This window comes from Promicromonospora sp. NPDC060204 (assembly GCF_042728455.1).
In the GTDB taxonomy this organism is placed as follows: Bacteria; Actinomycetota; Actinomycetes; order Actinomycetales; family Cellulomonadaceae; genus Promicromonospora.
Genome location: NZ_JBHWZO010000149.1, coordinates 1 through 15503, shown reverse-complemented (window position 1 = coordinate 15503; position 15503 = coordinate 1). Strand labels below are relative to the sequence as shown.

The window sequence follows — 15503 nt, the reverse complement described above, 5'->3', positions numbered from 1 at the left end:
GGACGGACAAGTAGTCCGTCCCGCCCCTCGGCGGTGCTGCGGGCGTGCTCTACGTGTCGGCCGCCTCCGCGGCGTCGAGCACCGCGAGCTCCGCCAGGTCGTTCGCGATGAGCTCGGCGATCTGGATGGTGTTCAGGGCCGCCCCCTTGCGGAGGTTGTCGTTGCTGACGAACAGGACGAGGCCGCGCCCGTCCGGCACGGACTGGTCCTGCCGGATCCGGCCCACCAGGGACGGGTCGACGCCGGCCGCCGCGAGCGGCGTCGGGACGTCGGCGAGCTGGACGCCCGGGGCGTCGGCCAGCAGCTTGCGGGCCTCGTCCGGGGTGATGGGCCGGGCGAACTCGGCGTGGACCGACAGCGAGTGCCCCGTGAACACCGGCACGCGCACGCAGGTGCCGGCGACGGCCAGGTCGGGCAGGCCCAGGATCTTGCGGGACTCGTTGCGGAGCTTCTGCTCCTCGTCGGTCTCGCCCGAGCCGTCGTCGACCAGGTTGCCGGCCAGCGGCAGCACGTTGAACGCGATCGGCGCCGCGTAGATCGTGGGGTCGGGCAGGTCGACGGACCCGCCGTCGTGCACCAGCCCCTCGATCTCCTGCCCGACGGCGGCGCGCACCTGCCCGGCGAGCTCGGCCACGCCGGCCAGCCCGGAACCGGACACGGCCTGGTACGTCGCGACGCGCAGCCGCTCCAGCCCGGCCGCCTGCGCCAGGGGCGAGAGCACCGGCATCGCGGCCATCGTGGTGCAGTTCGGGTTGGCCACGATGCCCTTGACGGCGTCCCCGATCGCGTCGGGGTTCACCTCGGAGACCACCAGCGGCACCTCGGGGTCGCGCCGCCAGGCCGACGAGTTGTCGACCACGAGCGCGCCCGCGTCCGCGAACCGCGGCGCGTGCTCGCGCGACGTGCCGCCGCCGGCGGAGAAGAGCGCGATGTCGATGTCGGCGAGATCCTCGGTCGACGTCGCGGCGACGTCCTCGACGGGCACGTCCACGCCCGCGAACGGGAGGGTGGTGCCCGCCGAGCGGGCCGAGGCGAAGAACCGGATCGCCGCCACGGGGAACTCCCGCTCCTCCAGCAGGCGGCGCATGACGGCGCCCACCTGGCCGGTGGCGCCGACGACGGCGACGTTGACGCCCTGATCGGAGATGGCAACCATGTCAGCGCCCCGTTCCCGCGTAGACGACGGCCTCGCCGTCGGAGGCGTCGAGCTCGAACGCGGTGTGCACCGCGCGCACCGCGTCGTCCAGCGAGTCCGCGCGGGTCACCACGGAGATCCGGATCTCCGAGGTGGAGATCATCTCGATGTTGATGCCCGCGTCGCGCAGCGCGCCGAACAGCCGCGCCGAGACGCCCGGGTGCGACTTCATGCCGGCGCCCACGAGCGACAGCTTGCCGATCTGGTCGTCGAACTGCAGCGAGTCGAAGGCCAGCTCGCCCTGCACGGCGGTGAGGGCGGCCATGGTGGCGGGGCCGTCGCCGTCGGGCAGCGTGAACGAGATGTCGGTCAGGCCCGTGGCCGCGGCCGACACGTTCTGCACGATCATGTCGATGTTGGCGCCGGCGCCGGCGACGACCTCGAAGATGCGGGCGGCCATGCCGGGGACGTCCGGCACGCCGATCACGGTGATCTTGGACTCGGAGCGGTCGTGCGCGACACCGGAGATGATCGGGGCTTCCATGGCGTTCTCCTTCGACTTCTCGGCCGCGACCACGCGCGTGCCGTCGTGGGCGCTGAACGAGCTGCGCACGTGCACCGGCACGCCGTAGCGGCGCGCGTACTCCACGCTGCGCAGCGCCAGCACCTTGGCGCCGCAGGCCGCGAGCTCCAGCATCTCCTCGTAGGAGACCTGGTCGATCTTCCGGGCGGCGGGGACGATGCGCGGGTCGGCCGTGAACACGCCGTCCACGTCGGTGTAGATCTCGCAGACGTCGGCGTTCAGGCCGGCGGCGAGCGCTACGGCGGTCGTGTCGGAGCCGCCGCGACCGAGGGTGGTGACGTCGTTCGTGGCCTGGGTGACGCCCTGGAAACCGGCCACGATCGCGACCTGGCCCCGGTTCAGGGTCTCGCGGATGCGGTGCGGCACGACGTCGACGATCCGCGCCCGTCCGTGCACGGCGTCCGTGATGACGCCGGCCTGCTGGCCCGTGTAGGACTTGGCCTTCACGCCCAGGTTGGTGATCGCCATCGCGAGCAGCGACATGGAGATGCGCTCGCCCGCGGTGAGGAGGATGTCGAGCTCGCGCTGGGGCGGGAGCGGGGTGATCTGCTGGGCGAGGTCGAGGAGCTCGTCGGTGGTGTCGCCCATGGCGCTCACCACCACGACCACGTCGTTGCCCGCTCGCTTCGCCTCGGCGATCCGCTTCGCGACGCGCTTCACGCTGCGCGCGTCCCCGACCGAGGATCCGCCGTACTTCTGCACGACAAGTGCCATGCGCCTGCCTTCCGTTGCCGGCCTCCGTCTGTCTCAACGGCCCGCCGGGTGGTTGGGTTTGCGGATCGATGGTACGACGGCGGGCATCTCGGACGCCGTACTGGTTCACCGTGCGGGACGGCACCGGCCTACCCTGCGAAGACGTCCCAGGCGAGGCGCGCGATCAGGGCGCCCACCACGACGACGAAGATCACACGGACGAACTTCGAGCCCTTCGCCACCGCCATCCGGGCGCCGATGTAGGCGCCGATGATGTTGGCCACGCCCATCCCCAGGCCGAGGGCCCAGATCACGGCGCCGCTCGGGACGAAGAAGAGCAGCGCACCCAGGTTGGTCGCGAAGTTCACGATCTTGGCGATGGCCGACGCCGGGAGGAACGAGTACCCGAGGAAGCTCACCAGGCTGATCACCAGGAACGTGCCGGTTCCGGGGCCGAGCAGCCCGTCGTACGCGCCGATCAGCAGGCCGATCAGGGCCGCGATGCGCCGGTGTCCGTTGCCGACCCACTTCAGGTCGTCGTGCTGCCCGACGTTCGGCTTGAGCAGGGTCCAGGCCAGCACGCCGACGAGCACCACGAGGATGATCGGCTTGAAGAGCTGGGCGGGGATGTGCGACGCCCCGACCGCGCCGCCGAACGCGCCCACCAGGGCCGCGAGCGCCATGGGCCCCGCGGTGCGCAGGTCGGGCTGGACCCGCCGGTAGTAGGTGAGGGCGCTGGTGGAGGTGCCCATGATGCTGGCGAGCTTGTTGGTCGCCAGGGCCTGCACGGGGCTGATCCCGGGGACGAGCAGCAACGCGGGGAGCTGGATCAGCCCTCCCCCGCCGACCACGGCGTCGACCCACCCGGCGGCGAGGCCGGCGAGCAGGAGGAGGGCGATGGTCGTCAGATCGAGTTCGGGCACCCGTGCATTGTGCGTGAACCTCGCGCTTCACCCGGCCTCGTCTCGCGCTCGCATGTCGGTGCCGCCCCGTAGGCTGACCTCTTGTGTACGAAGGCGCGGTCCAAGACCTGATCGACGAGCTCGGCCGGCTTCCCGGCGTCGGGCCCAAGAGCGCGCAGCGCATCGCGTTCCACCTGCTGGCCACGGACAACCACGAGGTCAAGCGGCTGGTCGACGCGCTCACCGAGGTGAAGCTGCGCGTGCGGTTCTGCGAGCTGTGCGGCAACGTGGCCGAGGCCGAGCGGTGCCGCATCTGCCTCGACCCGCGGCGCAGCGACGACGTGATCTGCGTCGTGGAGGAGCCCAAGGACGTCGTCGCCATCGAGCGCACCCGGGAGTTCCGCGGGCGCTACCACGTGCTCGGCGGGGCCATCAATCCCATCGAGAACGTGGGCCCGGACGACCTGCGGATCAGCGAGCTGCTGGCCCGTCTCGCGGACGGGACGGTGCAGGAGGTCATCCTCGCCACCGACCCCAACGTCGAGGGAGAGGCCACGGCGACCTATCTTTCCCGACTGATGGCCCACATGGGAATCACTGTCTCGCGGCTGGCCTCGGGTCTGCCCGTGGGTGGAGACTTGGAGTACGCGGACGAGGTGACGCTCGGTCGCGCGTTCGAAGGCCGCCGTGTCATCGGCAACGACAAGTAGGTAGGGATCACCATGAGCGAGATCACGCCCGGGTCGGACCTCCGAGAGGTCGCAGACCAGGTGTCCGTGCAGGCACGGACGTTCCTGTCGACGGTGACCCAGGTCGCCTCCGGCGCGATGCCCGGGGCGGAGCTCTCGCTGCTCGTGCTGGCGACGTCCGACCTGCTGGCCGCAGGCGCGCGGCTCGCAGCGATCGTGGACGTGGTGCCCAAGGAGCGCTACGAGCCCGACGCCGGCCCCGACACCGACCTCGACCCGCTGCGCGAGGCCCTGTCCAAGATGTTCGACGGGTTCGACGACTACACCGAGGTGGTGGACCCCGTGCTCGGCGAGGACGTCGGGTCGGCGTCACTGTCGGGCGACCTCGCGTGCGTCGCCGAGGCCCTGGCCAAGGGCCTCCAGCACTTCGACAGCGGCCACGAGCTCGAGGCCCTGTGGTGGTGGCAGTTCTCGTACTTCTCGCTGTGGGGCGAGCGCGCGGCCTCCGCGCTGCGCGTGCTGCAGGTGCTGCTGGCGCACCTGCGCCTGGACGTGGAGGACGACGTCGCCGCCGAGGCGGAGTACGACGCCCTCCACTCCTGACGGTCAGGCGACGCGGGTGCCCTGCGGGAGCTGCGCCGTCGGGACCCGCAGGCGGTTGACCGCCACGATCACGCCGGCCGCGCCGAGCAGCAGGTCGAACCCGAGCCCCCACGGCCAGACGAGCTGGTCCGTGACCTTGACGGGCTCCACGGGCGACTCGGCCTGCGGGCCGCCGTCCATGTAGACCCCGGTGCACCAGTCCTGCGGCCCGGTGTCGCCCGTCCGGGCGTACCGGACGCCGTACTGCAGCAGCGCGAGCGCGTTGCCGTCCTCGGAGAGCGCCTCCGGGTCACCGAGCGGCTGCGCGTCCGCGACCACCACGAACGGGTTGGGGGCCAGCAGCCACCACGTGCGCTCGCTGTGCCACACGCCGATCTCCTGGGTCTGCCACTCGCACTCGGGCGCCGTGGTCTCCTCCCACGTGTAGCCGGCCTCGACGCCCCACACCCGCACGTTCTCGGTGGTGGTCGTCGCGGGGACGAGCAGGCCGAACATGATGGGCAGGACCGCGGTGATGCCGCCCACCGTGAGGTAGGTCAGCACGGCCGACCCCGACGTCTTGGAGACCACGGCCGAGAAGCCGAGCCCGATGGCGCACACGACGCCGAGCACGAGCGCCAGCATGAGGACCGTGGTGACCAGCGCGAGCCAGGACACGCCGCCGCCGACCAGCGCCCACACCAGGAACGGGATGCTCGCCACCAGGAAGGCGAGCGCCGCGATCCAGGCCGCGGCGAGCTTGCCGAGCACGATCTCCGCGGGCGTCAGCAGCGTGACCTGCAGGGTCGCCAGCGTTCCCGCGTTCCGGTCGCCGTTGATCGCGCCCGACGACAGGGTCGGCGCCACCAGCAGGCCGAGGAACAGGACGAAGCCGACGACGATGCTGTAGACCATCCCGCCGAACGTCTCGTCGGTGCTCTCGCCCGAGATGATGGCGAACGCGCCGGTGGTCAGCATCGTGATGACACCGACCACGACGAACCACACGATCAGCGCGGTCTTCCACCGCGTGGAGCGCACGCGCTGGCGCAGCTCCAGCACCGTGACGGTGCGCAGGCCGTGCCAGGACAGGGACCAGGTGCCGCGCCCGGCGGGTACGCCGCCGTCGGCCGGCGCCGGCTCGGTCACTTCCACGTCAACGCTCATCGCCGCTCCTCCTCAAGGGCCAGGTAGGCCTGCTCCAGCACGCCGCCCGCGGGGGCGAGGCTCGACACGTCGACGCCGGCCTCGACCGCGGACCGCAGCAGCGCCGCCGCCGCGGCGTCGCCCGCCAGCTCGACGAGCACGGCGGGGCCGTCGGGCTCCCGGCGGTAGGCCGGGCCGTCCTGGTCCAGCCAGGCCGTGAGCGCCTCCGGGTCCAGCGCGGTCAGGCGCCACTCGCGCGGCCGGTCGCCGTCGGCCACCGACTGCGTGGCGACGGTGCGCCCGCGCGAGATGAACACGGCGTCGTCGGCCATCTCGTCGAGCTCGGTGAGCACGTGCGAGGAGACCAGCACCGTCTTGCCCTCGGCCGCGAGCCGGCGCACGAGGACACGCAGGTCCACGCGGGAGCGCGGGTCCAGCCCGGAGGCGGGCTCGTCCAGCAGCAGGACGGCGGGGTCGTGCACCAGGGCACGGGCCAGGCCGAGGCGCTGCTTCTGGCCGCGGGACAGGACGTGGGCGGGCTGGTCGGCGAGCTCCGACAGGTGCACCAGCTCCAGCAGCTCGCCGGCGCGGGCCTGCCCGGCCGCGGCATCCATCCGATAGGCCGCCGCGACCGTCGTCAGCACCTCGCGCGCGGTCAGCGAGTCCCACGTGCCGAACACGTCGGGCATCCAGCCGGTACGCGAGCGCGCGGCGTAGTTCTGGGTCACCGGGTCCGCCCCGGCGATGCTGATCGTGCCCGCGTCGGGCGTCAGCAGCCCCGCGAGCATCAGCAGGAGGGTCGTCTTGCCCGACCCGTTGGGACCGATGAGCGCCGTGACGCGGCCCGGTGCGGCGACCAGGTCGACGTCGGCCACGGCGTGGACCGGCCCGAACGAACGCCGCACGCCCTGCGCGCGGATACCACCGTCTGGTGTCATGCGGGGACAGTAGCGTGAGTCGCCCACACGGGCCGTCGACCCCCGGGATGAACCGGGCGTACGACCAGGGGATGACGTCGCAGGTCAGACGCGACGCCTCTACCGTGGGGACATGGCCACCACCCTGTCCCCCTGGCTGCGGACGACGTTCGCCGCACCGAACGCCCTCTACCGGCACGGCATGGGCGGCGTGCTGGGCCGGCGGTTCCTGCAGCTCACCCACGTCGGGCGCAGGAGCGGCGCCGAGCACACCGTCGTGCTGGAGGTGGTCCGGTACGACCGGGACACCGGCGAGGCGGTCGTGATCTCGGGGTTCGGCGAAGGCGCCCAGTGGCTGCGGAACCTCCGCGCGAACGAGGACGCCCGGATCAGCTTCGGGCGCGCCCCGCGACGGGCGAAGGTCCGGTTCCTGGAGCCCGACGAGGCGGTCGACGTCATGACCGGCTACGAGCGGCGCTACGGGATCCTCCGGCCGCTGCTGCGCAGGACGCTCACGCTCCTCGTCGGCTTCGAGTACCGCGGCACGGACGAGGACCGCCGCCGCCTGGTCGAGCGGCTACCGCTGGTCGCCTTCCGCCCGGCGTGACCTCGTGCCCTTCACGGCCAGCAGCCCACGCTCGCCGAAGGCCACGTTCTGGTCGATCGTCACTATCACGTCGTCGCCGGAGAACCGCAGCTCCAGGCGCCACTCGAACGGGGTGCCGAGGAAGACCATCCGGCCGTGCAGCGTCGACTCGTCGGCCCAGGCGGCCGCGGTCGCGACGTCGGCCGGCGTGCCCAGGAGCGAGCCGCTCCCCGATACCCAGGCTTCGTGCCCGAACGACACGGCGTGGTCCAACCCGCCGACGGTGAACGTGATCTCGGTCCGGTCGTCCGCGGCGCGGCGCACGGCGAGCGCGGTGATGTCCCGCTCGTTCGGTTCCAGCGCGTAGGTGGCGCCGCTCTCCGCGAGCGGGGACGACGCCGCGCCGGCCGGCGTCGGCAGGGCCTGCGCGAACGGGGCTGCCTCCGCGTCCGGCGGTGCCGAGGCCGGGGCGACCCAGGCGGCGTCGGGCAGCAGGATGTCCCAGACCACGTCCAGCACGGACTGCAGGTCGGAGAGGCCCGAGGTCATGGTGATGACCAGGTCCTTCTCCGGCCAGACGACGACGTACTGCCCGAACGCGCCGTCGGCCCGGTAGGCACCGTGGCGGCACTGCCAGAGCTGGTAGCCGTACCCCTGGTTCCAGTCGGGCCAGCCGTGCGGGCCGTTCGGGACCTGCGCGGAGGTCGCCGCCGCAACCCACTCCGCGGGCACGAGCTGCCGCCCCTGCCAGACGCCGCCCTGCAGGTAGAGCTGCCCGAACGCCGCCATCTCCTCGGTGGTGACGGACAGCCCGAAGCCGCCCACGTCGATGCCGTCGGGGTCCTGCTCCCACGTGGCGTGCGTGATGCCGAGCGGCTCCAGCAGGCGCGGCGTCAGGTAGTCGAGCAGCCGCTCGCCGGTGAGCCGGTGCAGGATCGCCGACAGCAGGTAGGTCGCGCCCGTGTTGTAGACGAAGTGCGTGCCCGGCTCGTGCTCCACGGGCTGCGCCAGGATCGCGCGCGCCCAGCCCGCGCCGGGCAGCGAGATGGTGCGGTCGATGCCCTCCATCGTCGAGGCGCTGTGGCCCGTCGTCATGGTCAGCAGGTCGCGCACGCGCAGGGCCCGCAGGTGCTCGCCCGGGTCGGCGGGGGCGTCGTCCGGCAGGAGGTCGACGACCCGGTCGTCCAGGGTCAGGAGCCCCTCGTGGACCGCGATGCCGACCGCCGTGGACGTGAAGCTCTTGCTCACCGAGAACATGACGTGCGGGCGGTCGGCCGTGTGCGGGTGCCACCAGGCCTCGCCGACCACGCTGCCGTGGCGCAGCACCATCACGCTGTGCACGTCCTCGAGGGCGTCCAGGCGGTCGACCAGACGGCGCAGCGCCGCGGGGTCGAGCCCTTCGGCCTCGGGGGTGGACCGGGGCAGGATCCGCGACATGCTGGAGCACGTCCTTTCGCTCGGCGACGCGCCATTGTCGCGGACCGGGCACGACGCCGGAAGCCTCGGCCCGGCATGCGATACGGCGGTCAGCCGACGGGTTGGGGAACGCCGCCGACCAGCCGCCGGAACACGTCGTCCGCGAGGGACCAGGCGCGGTCGCGGGCTCCGTCCGCGCGGGACGGTGCGGTGTCCGCCAGCGTCGCCTCGGCACGTGCCAGCTCCGCCTCGACGAACTCCGGCAGCACGTCCGGCACCGCGATCGCGCCCATCTCCCGCGTGGCCGACTTGTGACGGACCAGCTCGTCGACGGCCGCCCGGACGTCGACGGGCACGGCGGCGCCCGCGACGAGCGCCGGCAGGTCCATCGGCGGCGTCGCCGCACCCTCCCGCACGCGCATCCAGCGCAGCGCGACAGCCGGCCGCAGGGCGTAGAGGAACTTCTTGGCAGCGCCGGTCGACGCGTACAGGCCCAGGCTGTTCCTGCCGACGTGCAGGTAGTGGTTCGTCAGGGCGCGCCGGTCCGTGACGTCGTCCGACAGGGCCAGCAGCTCGTCGCGGACGGCGGCGTCACCGCGGTACACGATCGGCGAGCGCAGCCACTCCCCGACCGTCGCGTTGCCCTTGACCATCAGCCCGAGCGCCTTGCGCACGTCCCAGCCGTTGACGTCGAAGACCTTGTCCAGCGGCGTCTCGATCACGTCCCGGCGTGCGCGGAGGCCCAGGTAGTCGTGGGCGCGGCGCACGTACAGGAAACGGCAGTCGTAGTCCGAGTCCGGGGACGGGAAGCCCCAGGCCCGCCTGCCGCTCTCGATCGCCCACAGGACGCGGACGCCGTACTGCTGCTCGACGTGGTCCAGGCGCGCGTCGACGGCCCGGACGACGTCCGGGTCCATCGAGTCGGGGATGCTCCGCATGCCCGGACCGTAACGGCCGGACGCCGCCTCAGTCGTGGTCTTTTCGCAGCCGCTCCCGGGCCTCCATCAGGGCGAAGCCCAGCAGGTTGAGGCCACGCCAGGCGGCCGGGTTCTCGGCGTTCTCGTGGTGGGCGCCCATCCCGATGCCCCAGACCCGGTCGCGCGGGCTCGCCTCCACGAGTACCCGGGACCCGGTACCCACCAGGTACTCGCGCAGGTCCGGATGGGCGGCGAACTTGTGCTCGTTGCCGCGCACCACGATCTCGAAGCGCTCGCGCACCCACACCGCGTCGTCGAAGTCGCGGACCGTGCGCCCGGCGGCTTTCGCGAGCGCGGGGTTGGGCGCGTCGACCGCAGCGCGCTCCGCCTCGGGGTCGTCGAACAGGCGCGCCTTCTGCGCCATCATCCAGTGCTCGGCCGTGCGGTACCGGACGCCGTCCACCTCGAACTCGGCCTCGAACCACTGGCTCAGGCTGCCCTTCCCGGCGGTCCCGTCCGGCTCCGGCTGGTGCCCCCAGAAGTGCAGGTACTTCGGTGTGGCCCCGGCCTCGACGAGCATGCGGAGCTCGTCGACGGTGCGGGCGGACGCGGGTCGGAGCGTGGTGGGGTCGGGCATGCCGGGAAGTGTGCCAGGAGTCACTGACACGCCCCGCTACACCGTCCGCGCCGCGACCCTGACCGCCTGTTCCCGCATGGTCGCGGTGGTGAGCTCCACCCACCGCGCCACGACCAGCAGCTCGTCGGCGGAGAACTGCTCGGTCACGCGGCCCATGGCCTGCGCCATCTCGGCCACAGCCGCGTTCACCTGCGGCGACGCCGGTGCGGTGGCCTCGATCACGAGCCGGCGCCGGTCCGTCTCGTGCCGCGTGCGCCGGGCGTAGCCGGCGTTCTCCAGGCGGTCCACGAGCCCGGTGACCGCCCCGGCCGTGAGCCCGGTCCGGTCGGCGATCTCCCGCGCCGACATCGGCCCCTCACGCCGGATGACGCCCAGCGCCTTGTTGTCGGCGGCAGAGAGGCCCATGAGGGCACCGAGCGCCTCGTGGAACATCACGACGGCGTCGCTCAGCTCGGTACCGAGCCGGGCCCCGGGATCGGTGGGTGTTGACATGAGCCCATTGTGCACCTCACCATATGATTCAGTTTACTAAATCATTTAGCGGAGCGAATGGAGTTGACGATGGTCACCGAAGCAAAGGCCACGAGGCCGGGCGCCTGGCGCGACGCCGTCGGGATCCTGGCCGAGGCCTGGCGGTTCTTCGCGCGCCACTACCCGGTCGTGTTCGCCTTCGGCGCTCTGGCCTCGGCGCAGCGCTTCCTCTCGGTGAGCGGCACGGTCGACTGGGCCGGAGGCGGGGGCGGCGAGATCTTCACGGCAGCGGCCCGCGTCGCGTTCATCGCCTGGGCGGTCGCGACGCTCCTCCACGGCACCCACGCCGGGTGGTCGGACGCCAGGGCGCGGTGGTCGGCCTGGAACACGCGGAACTGGCCGGCGGTCCTGGCGACGATGGGCCTGCTGCTGGCGTTCCTGCTCGTCTTCAAGACTGTCCCGGACGCGCTCGCCGGGCGGGTCGGCGGCATCGACCGGGAGACCTGGCTGTCCTGGGAGCTGGCGATCAAGAACGTCACGGTGATCCCGTTCACCATGCTGTGGATGACGGTCCTCCTGGCGGTCCGCCCGCTCAGGCAGGCTCAGCCCGCGACGACCTCGACCTCGTAGCCGTCCTCGTTCTCCAGGTAGGCCGCGTAGTGGTCGGGACCGCCGGCGTGGGGGTGCTTGTCGGGGAAGAGGAGCGCCCAGCCGTGCGCGGCCGCCTCCTCGACGAGCCGGTCCACCTCGCCGCGCGTGCCGCCGTGGAACGCGAGGTGATTGAGCCCCGGCGCGAGGCGGTCGTGCGGTCCGGCACCCTGCGCCGGGCTCTGCTCGACGACGACGTAGGTGCCGTCCAGGATCCAGCTCACCCCGGCGGACCAGCGCTGGTGCTCGGTGTAGCCGAGCGTGGTCAGGAGCCAGCCCCAGGACCGTTCGGCGCGGGCGAGGTCCGGGACCCAGAGCTCGACGTGGTGCAGGCGGCCGCGGGTCACGGGGCGGCCGCCGCGATGACGCGGGTGAGGCTGCGGTGGAGCAGCCCGAGCTCCTCCGCGGACATGCCCAGACGCTCCATGATGGCGGGCGGCACGCGCAGCGCCTGCTCGCGCAGCGCACGTCCCTCCTCGGTGAGCTCCACGGCGAGGGCGCGCTCGTCGCGCGGGTCCCGGCGCCGGCTCACGTAGCCGATCGCCTCGAGCCGCTTGAGCAGCGGGGACAGGGTGCCCGGGTCGAGCTGCAGCAGCCCGCTGAGCTGCTTGACCGACAGGGGCGACTGCTCCCACAGGGCGAGCATGACCAGGTACTGCGGGTGCGTGATGCCCATCGGTTCGAGCAGCGGCCGGTACAGCGCGATGACGCTGCGCGACGCGACGGCCAGGGCGAAGCACACCTGACGGTCGAGGGCCAGCAGGTCCTCGGGGTCGGGCGCGACGTCGGCGTGGGACGTGACGGTCATGCGGCTCCTCTCGGATCTTGACCAGCGTAACAGTTGGTGTGCAAACTATTGGTACACCAATTAAACGGAGGCAGAACATGCGCAACCGCGACGGCCTGACCCTGGGCTACCGCGTCCTGTGGCGGCTCAACTGGCTGCTCCTGCACGTGGCGGGACCGGCCGAGCAGTCCGAGGACCGCGACCCGCGGCGCAGGCTGGAGCGCGAACGCGCCGAGAAGGTGGCCCGATACCGGGCGCAGCACGCCGGGGACTGACGGCCCGGGGCTCAGTGCCCGGCCGCGGTCAGCAGGTCGCGCGACAACGGCGCGATCGGGTAGCTCGCCACCGGGTCCGCGGGGTCGATCCACACGAGCTCCTCGAGCTCGGCCCGGACCGCGATCTCCGCGCCCGGCCGCAGCCGCACCCGGTAGGCGTGGGCGTCGACGACGTGGTCGGGCTCGTTCGCGGCGGGTGCCCCGAACCGGCCGAGGCTCTCGATGTCCGCCGGGTCGAGCCGCAGCCCGACCTCCTCCTCGAACTCCCGGACCAGCGCCGCCAGCGGCTCCTCGCCCGGCTCGATCTTGCCGCCCACCTGCATGAACGCCTCGGTACCCCGCTTCCGGACCAGCAGGTGCCGGCCGTCGGCCCGCTCCACGACGGCGGCGACGATGCGCAGCGTCGTGATCCCGTTGTCCGCGCTCATCCCTGCTCCACGATCTCGTCGATCACCGTTCCGCCCAGCACCTGCACCACGAGCGACACCCCCGCGAGCCCGCCCGAGACGATGTCCGGATCGTCGTCCGAGGGCTCGTCGTAGTACTCGGACGTGTCACTCGTCGGCGTCGCCTTCGAGGCGGCCGGGCTCGCGGTCCGCGGCTCCGGGGACGCGCCGCTCGCGGCGGCCCGGGCGCGGCGCTCGGCCGCCTGCCGGAGCGCCTCGCGCGCGCTGACCGCACCGGACATCGGCGGCCCCGCCGGGGGCGGGGCCTGGTCCTCGTAGACCGGCTCGGGTTCCGGCATGTCGTAGTCCGCGGGCGGCTCGGTCGCGCTGGCGCCCGACAGCCACGCCTGGTCGGCGGCGCTGGCCGCGGACGGCGGCGCGGAGGCGGGTCGCGACGGCTCCGGGCGACCGGCCTCGGGGCCGGACGGCTCGGGGCCGGACGGCTCGGGCCGGGCCGGCCGGGGGCGCTCGGCGACGGCGACGGCACCCTGGGCCGGGGCGGCCGCCTGGCGCGCGCCGGTGGTCGCGGCGGGGCTCGTGGTCGCGGCGGGGCTGACGGTCGCGGCCGACGGCGCCGACACCGTGGCGACGCTGCCGCCCGGCGTCGGCACGTCGGGCCAGTCCGGCTCGGGTGCCGCGGCGGGGGCCGGGGCCTCGTGCCGCGGCTCGCCGGCCGGCGCCGCCTGGCCCGAGCCGCCACCCGACGGGCCGCCGCCGGGCGCGCCCCCGCCGCCGGACGAGCCGCCGCCAGGGCCTTCGTCGAGTGTCGCCTCGACCCGGACCCGGATGCCGAGGGTCTGGTAGACCGCCTCCTCGACGGCGCTGGTGTGCCGCGCGTTCGAGAAGGCGCGGGCCAGGCCGGGGGCCGCGAAGCCGAGCTTGAGCGTTCCGCCCTCGAGGGCCGCGACCTGCGCGTTCGGGCCGACGAGCGACCACGTCACGCGCGCGGCGGCGAGCGCGCCGAGCACCTCCTGCCAGCGGCGGCGGACCGTCTCGGTGGTGACCTCGGGGTCGGTGCCGGAGGGCGCGGGCGTGCTCGCGGCAGGGGCCGCCGTCGGCTCGGGCCTCGCCGGCTCCGCCGCGGACGGCTGGGGCTCCGGGGTCGCCGCGGCGACGGGCTCCGGCTCCGCGGGTGCCGGCGACGTGGACGCCGACGGGGCAGGGCTCGGTTCCGGCTCGGGCGCCGCCTCGACGGCCGGGGCCGGTTCGGGGGTGGGCGCCGGCTCGTGGGCCCGTGCCGCAGGTGCGCGGCCGGCCGGGGCGGGCTGCTCACCCCGCTTCTTGCGCGCGTCGAGCACCGCCCGCGCCGCGGCGGAGCCGGCGAGCCCGACGGCCGCCGGGTCCTGGGCCGGGACGGCCTCGTCCGACGGGGCCGCGCGGCCGCCAGGAGCGGCCGAGCCTCCGCCGGGGCCGACCCCGCCGCCCGCCGGACCTGCGACACCGCTCGACGCCACGATGCCGCCCCGTTCGAGGCGGTCGATCCGCGCGGCGAGACCCGCCGCGCCGTCGTCGGCCCCGGGCAGGAGCAGGCGCGCGCACAGGAGCTCCAGGTGCAGGCGCGGCGAGGTGGCGCCGGTCATCTCGGTGAGGGCCACGTTGACGAGGTCGGCCGCCCGGGAGAGCTCGGCCACCCCGAGCCGCCCCGCCTGGGCGCGCATCCGTTCGAGCTGGTCGGAGGGGATGGCGCGCAGCACGGCGTCCGCGGCATCGCCCGAGACCGAGATGACGATGAGGTCGCGCAGCCGCTCCAGGACGTCCTCGACGAACCGGCGCGGCTCGTGCCCCGTCGCGATGATCTGGTCCACGACCCGGAAGATCGAGCCGCCGTCCCGCGCGGCGAGCGCGTCCACGACGTCGTCCAGGAGGGTCGCGTGGGTGAAGCCGAGCAGGCCCACGGCGAGGTCGTAGTCCACGACGCCGCCCGTGGCACCCGCGATGAGCTGGTCCATCACGGAGAGGGAGTCGCGCACCGAGCCGCCGCCCGCGCGCGTGACGAGCGGGAGCACCCCGCCGCCCACCTCGATGCCCTCGGCGCCGCAGAGCTGCTCCAGGTAGGGGGACAGCACGTCCGGCGGCACCAGGCGGAACGGGTAGTGGTGCGTGCGCGAGCGGATGGTGCCGATCACCTTGTCCGGCTCCGTGGTCGCGAAGATGAACTTGATGTGCGGCGGCGGCTCCTCGACGATCTTGAGCAGCGCGTTGAAGCCCTGGGGCGTCACCATGTGCGCCTCGTCCAGGATGAAGATCTTGTACCGGTCGCGGGCCGGGGCGAACGTGGCGCGCTCGCGCAGGTCGCGCGCGTCGTCGACGCCGTTGTGCGACGCGGCGTCGATCTCCACCACGTCGAGGGAGCCGGGGCCACCACGGGCCAGCTCGACGCACGAGGGGCACTCGCCGCACGGGGTGTCGATGGGCGACTCGGGGGTGTTCTTGGCGCAGTTGAGCGTGCGCGCCAGGATCCGGGCCGACGTCGTCTTGCCGCAGCCGCGTGGGCCGCTGAACAGATAGGCGTGGTTCACCCGTCCGCTGCGCAGGGCCTGCATGAGGGGGCCCGTGACGTGGTCCTGGCCGATCACCTCGGCGAACGTCTCGGGCCGGTAGCGGCGGTAGAGGGCGGTGCTCACCCCCGCAACGATAGACGCCACCACCGACACTGACGACGTGGCCGTCCAC

At 73.4% G+C, this 15503-nt stretch carries 18 protein-coding genes; 5 read left to right on the top strand and 13 right to left on the bottom strand.

The features are described 5' to 3' along the window. Positions 1-49: 49 nt before the first annotated feature. The 3 genes from ACFWEJ_RS18325 to ACFWEJ_RS18315 all read right to left on the bottom strand — a co-directional run bounded on the left by ACFWEJ_RS18325 (position 50) and on the right by ACFWEJ_RS18315 (position 3334). Positions 50-1156, bottom strand: coding sequence for an aspartate-semialdehyde dehydrogenase (locus tag ACFWEJ_RS18325; RefSeq protein WP_377230645.1), 1107 nt, complete (start codon positions 1154-1156; stop codon positions 50-52). 1 nt (position 1157) lies between these two features. Continuing rightward, positions 1158-2432, bottom strand: coding sequence for an aspartate kinase (locus ACFWEJ_RS18320; protein WP_377230644.1), 1275 nt, complete (start codon positions 2430-2432; stop codon positions 1158-1160). A 128-nt stretch (positions 2433-2560) separates the two neighbouring features. Then, positions 2561-3334 (bottom strand): TSUP family transporter, encoded by a 774-nt coding sequence (locus ACFWEJ_RS18315; protein WP_377230643.1) that lies wholly within the window; start codon positions 3332-3334, stop codon positions 2561-2563. An 83-nt stretch (positions 3335-3417) separates the two neighbouring features. Between ACFWEJ_RS18315 and recR the strand changes: the two genes are divergently transcribed. Then, positions 3418-4023, top strand: a complete 606-nt coding sequence (recR, locus tag ACFWEJ_RS18310; protein WP_377230642.1) for a recombination mediator RecR — start codon at positions 3418-3420, stop codon at positions 4021-4023. 12 nt (positions 4024-4035) lie between these two features. Beyond that, positions 4036-4605, top strand: coding sequence for a DUF5063 domain-containing protein (locus ACFWEJ_RS18305; protein ID WP_377230641.1), 570 nt, complete (start codon positions 4036-4038; stop codon positions 4603-4605). Positions 4606-4608: 3 nt separating this feature from the next. Here ACFWEJ_RS18305 and ACFWEJ_RS18300 read toward each other — a convergent pair whose 3' ends face one another. Both ACFWEJ_RS18300 and ACFWEJ_RS18295 read right to left on the bottom strand, forming a co-directional pair. Further along, on the bottom strand, positions 4609-5751 hold the full coding sequence (locus tag ACFWEJ_RS18300) for an ABC transporter permease (protein WP_377230640.1): 1143 nt from the start codon (positions 5749-5751) through the stop codon (positions 4609-4611). Further along, the gene (locus tag ACFWEJ_RS18295) at positions 5748-6668 is read right to left on the bottom strand and encodes an ABC transporter ATP-binding protein (protein WP_377230639.1); all 921 of its coding nucleotides are present in this window, start codon (positions 6666-6668) and stop codon (positions 5748-5750) included. The genes ACFWEJ_RS18300 and ACFWEJ_RS18295 overlap by 4 nt, the downstream gene beginning before the upstream one ends. A 112-nt stretch (positions 6669-6780) precedes the next feature. Here ACFWEJ_RS18295 and ACFWEJ_RS18290 point away from each other — a divergent pair, with 112 nt between their 5' ends. After that, the gene (locus ACFWEJ_RS18290; RefSeq protein WP_377230638.1) at positions 6781-7254 is read left to right on the top strand and encodes a nitroreductase family deazaflavin-dependent oxidoreductase; all 474 of its coding nucleotides are present in this window, start codon (positions 6781-6783) and stop codon (positions 7252-7254) included. Here the strand turns inward: ACFWEJ_RS18290 and ACFWEJ_RS18285 are convergent. The 4 genes from ACFWEJ_RS18285 to ACFWEJ_RS18270 all read right to left on the bottom strand — a co-directional run bounded on the left by ACFWEJ_RS18285 (position 7225) and on the right by ACFWEJ_RS18270 (position 10695). Continuing rightward, positions 7225-8670, bottom strand: a complete 1446-nt coding sequence (locus ACFWEJ_RS18285; protein WP_377230637.1) for a serine hydrolase domain-containing protein — start codon at positions 8668-8670, stop codon at positions 7225-7227. The two genes, ACFWEJ_RS18290 and ACFWEJ_RS18285, sit on opposite strands and share 30 nt — an antisense overlap. 89 nt (positions 8671-8759) lie before the next feature. Next, on the bottom strand, positions 8760-9587 hold the full coding sequence (locus tag ACFWEJ_RS18280; RefSeq protein WP_377230636.1) for a DNA polymerase beta superfamily protein: 828 nt from the start codon (positions 9585-9587) through the stop codon (positions 8760-8762). A 28-nt stretch (positions 9588-9615) separates the two neighbouring features. Continuing rightward, positions 9616-10203: an NADAR family protein gene (locus tag ACFWEJ_RS18275; protein WP_377230635.1), complete on the bottom strand. Its 588-nt coding sequence runs from the start codon at positions 10201-10203 to the stop codon at positions 9616-9618. Positions 10204-10239: 36 nt separating this feature from the next. Beyond that, entirely contained in the window at positions 10240-10695 is a 456-nt protein-coding gene (locus tag ACFWEJ_RS18270) for a MarR family transcriptional regulator (protein WP_377230634.1), read from the bottom strand. A 69-nt stretch (positions 10696-10764) separates the two neighbouring features. On the opposite strand from ACFWEJ_RS18270, the gene ACFWEJ_RS18265 reads away from it, so the two are divergent. Next, complete coding sequence (locus ACFWEJ_RS18265; protein WP_377230633.1) at positions 10765-11304, top strand: hypothetical protein; 540 nt, start codon at positions 10765-10767, stop codon at positions 11302-11304. Here ACFWEJ_RS18265 and ACFWEJ_RS18260 read toward each other — a convergent pair. Next, positions 11277-11669, bottom strand: a complete 393-nt coding sequence (locus ACFWEJ_RS18260; RefSeq protein ID WP_377230632.1) for a VOC family protein — start codon at positions 11667-11669, stop codon at positions 11277-11279. The genes ACFWEJ_RS18265 and ACFWEJ_RS18260 overlap by 28 nt on opposite strands. After that, complete coding sequence (locus ACFWEJ_RS18255; RefSeq protein WP_377230631.1) at positions 11666-12130, bottom strand: MarR family winged helix-turn-helix transcriptional regulator; 465 nt, start codon at positions 12128-12130, stop codon at positions 11666-11668. The genes ACFWEJ_RS18260 and ACFWEJ_RS18255 overlap by 4 nt, the downstream gene beginning before the upstream one ends. A 77-nt stretch (positions 12131-12207) precedes the next feature. On the opposite strand from ACFWEJ_RS18255, the gene ACFWEJ_RS18250 reads away from it, so the two are divergent. Next, positions 12208-12384 carry a hypothetical protein gene (locus ACFWEJ_RS18250; RefSeq protein WP_377230630.1) on the top strand — a complete coding sequence of 59 codons (177 nt, stop codon included), beginning with the start codon at positions 12208-12210 and terminating at the stop codon, positions 12382-12384. Between the two features lie 11 nt (positions 12385-12395). Here ACFWEJ_RS18250 and ACFWEJ_RS18245 read toward each other — a convergent pair whose 3' ends face one another. Further along, a complete protein-coding gene (locus ACFWEJ_RS18245; protein ID WP_377230629.1) occupies positions 12396-12812 on the bottom strand; it encodes an NUDIX domain-containing protein in 417 nt (138 codons plus the stop codon). Next, positions 12809-15454 carry a DNA polymerase III subunit gamma and tau gene (locus ACFWEJ_RS18240; RefSeq protein WP_377230628.1) on the bottom strand — a complete coding sequence of 882 codons (2646 nt, stop codon included), beginning with the start codon at positions 15452-15454 and terminating at the stop codon, positions 12809-12811. Before ACFWEJ_RS18240 ends, ACFWEJ_RS18245 begins: the two co-directional genes overlap by 4 nt. Positions 15455-15503 lie beyond the last annotated feature (49 nt).

What these genes read in the sequence shown, in the direction of transcription:
- ACFWEJ_RS18290 (WP_377230638.1), top strand. Translation starts at nt 6,781, where the DNA reads ATGGCCACCACCCTGTCCCCCTGGCTGCGGACGACGTTCGCCGCACCG.
- ACFWEJ_RS18305 (WP_377230641.1), top strand. Translation starts at nt 4,036, where the DNA reads ATGAGCGAGATCACGCCCGGGTCGGACCTCCGAGAGGTCGCAGACCAG.
- ACFWEJ_RS18320 (WP_377230644.1), bottom strand. Translation starts at nt 2,432, where the DNA reads ATGGCACTTGTCGTGCAGAAGTACGGCGGATCCTCGGTCGGGGACGCG.
- ACFWEJ_RS18280 (WP_377230636.1), bottom strand. Translation starts at nt 9,587, where the DNA reads ATGCGGAGCATCCCCGACTCGATGGACCCGGACGTCGTCCGGGCCGTC.
- ACFWEJ_RS18270 (WP_377230634.1), bottom strand. Translation starts at nt 10,695, where the DNA reads ATGTCAACACCCACCGATCCCGGGGCCCGGCTCGGTACCGAGCTGAGC.
- ACFWEJ_RS18275 (WP_377230635.1), bottom strand. Translation starts at nt 10,203, where the DNA reads ATGCCCGACCCCACCACGCTCCGACCCGCGTCCGCCCGCACCGTCGAC.
- ACFWEJ_RS18250 (WP_377230630.1), top strand. Translation starts at nt 12,208, where the DNA reads ATGCGCAACCGCGACGGCCTGACCCTGGGCTACCGCGTCCTGTGGCGG.
- ACFWEJ_RS18325 (WP_377230645.1), bottom strand. Translation starts at nt 1,156, where the DNA reads ATGGTTGCCATCTCCGATCAGGGCGTCAACGTCGCCGTCGTCGGCGCC.
- ACFWEJ_RS18295 (WP_377230639.1), bottom strand. Translation starts at nt 6,668, where the DNA reads ATGACACCAGACGGTGGTATCCGCGCGCAGGGCGTGCGGCGTTCGTTC.
- ACFWEJ_RS18265 (WP_377230633.1), top strand. Translation starts at nt 10,765, where the DNA reads ATGGTCACCGAAGCAAAGGCCACGAGGCCGGGCGCCTGGCGCGACGCC.
- ACFWEJ_RS18255 (WP_377230631.1), bottom strand. Translation starts at nt 12,130, where the DNA reads ATGACCGTCACGTCCCACGCCGACGTCGCGCCCGACCCCGAGGACCTG.
- ACFWEJ_RS18300 (WP_377230640.1), bottom strand. Translation starts at nt 5,751, where the DNA reads ATGAGCGTTGACGTGGAAGTGACCGAGCCGGCGCCGGCCGACGGCGGC.
- ACFWEJ_RS18285 (WP_377230637.1), bottom strand. Translation starts at nt 8,670, where the DNA reads ATGTCGCGGATCCTGCCCCGGTCCACCCCCGAGGCCGAAGGGCTCGAC.
- ACFWEJ_RS18245 (WP_377230629.1), bottom strand. Translation starts at nt 12,812, where the DNA reads ATGAGCGCGGACAACGGGATCACGACGCTGCGCATCGTCGCCGCCGTC.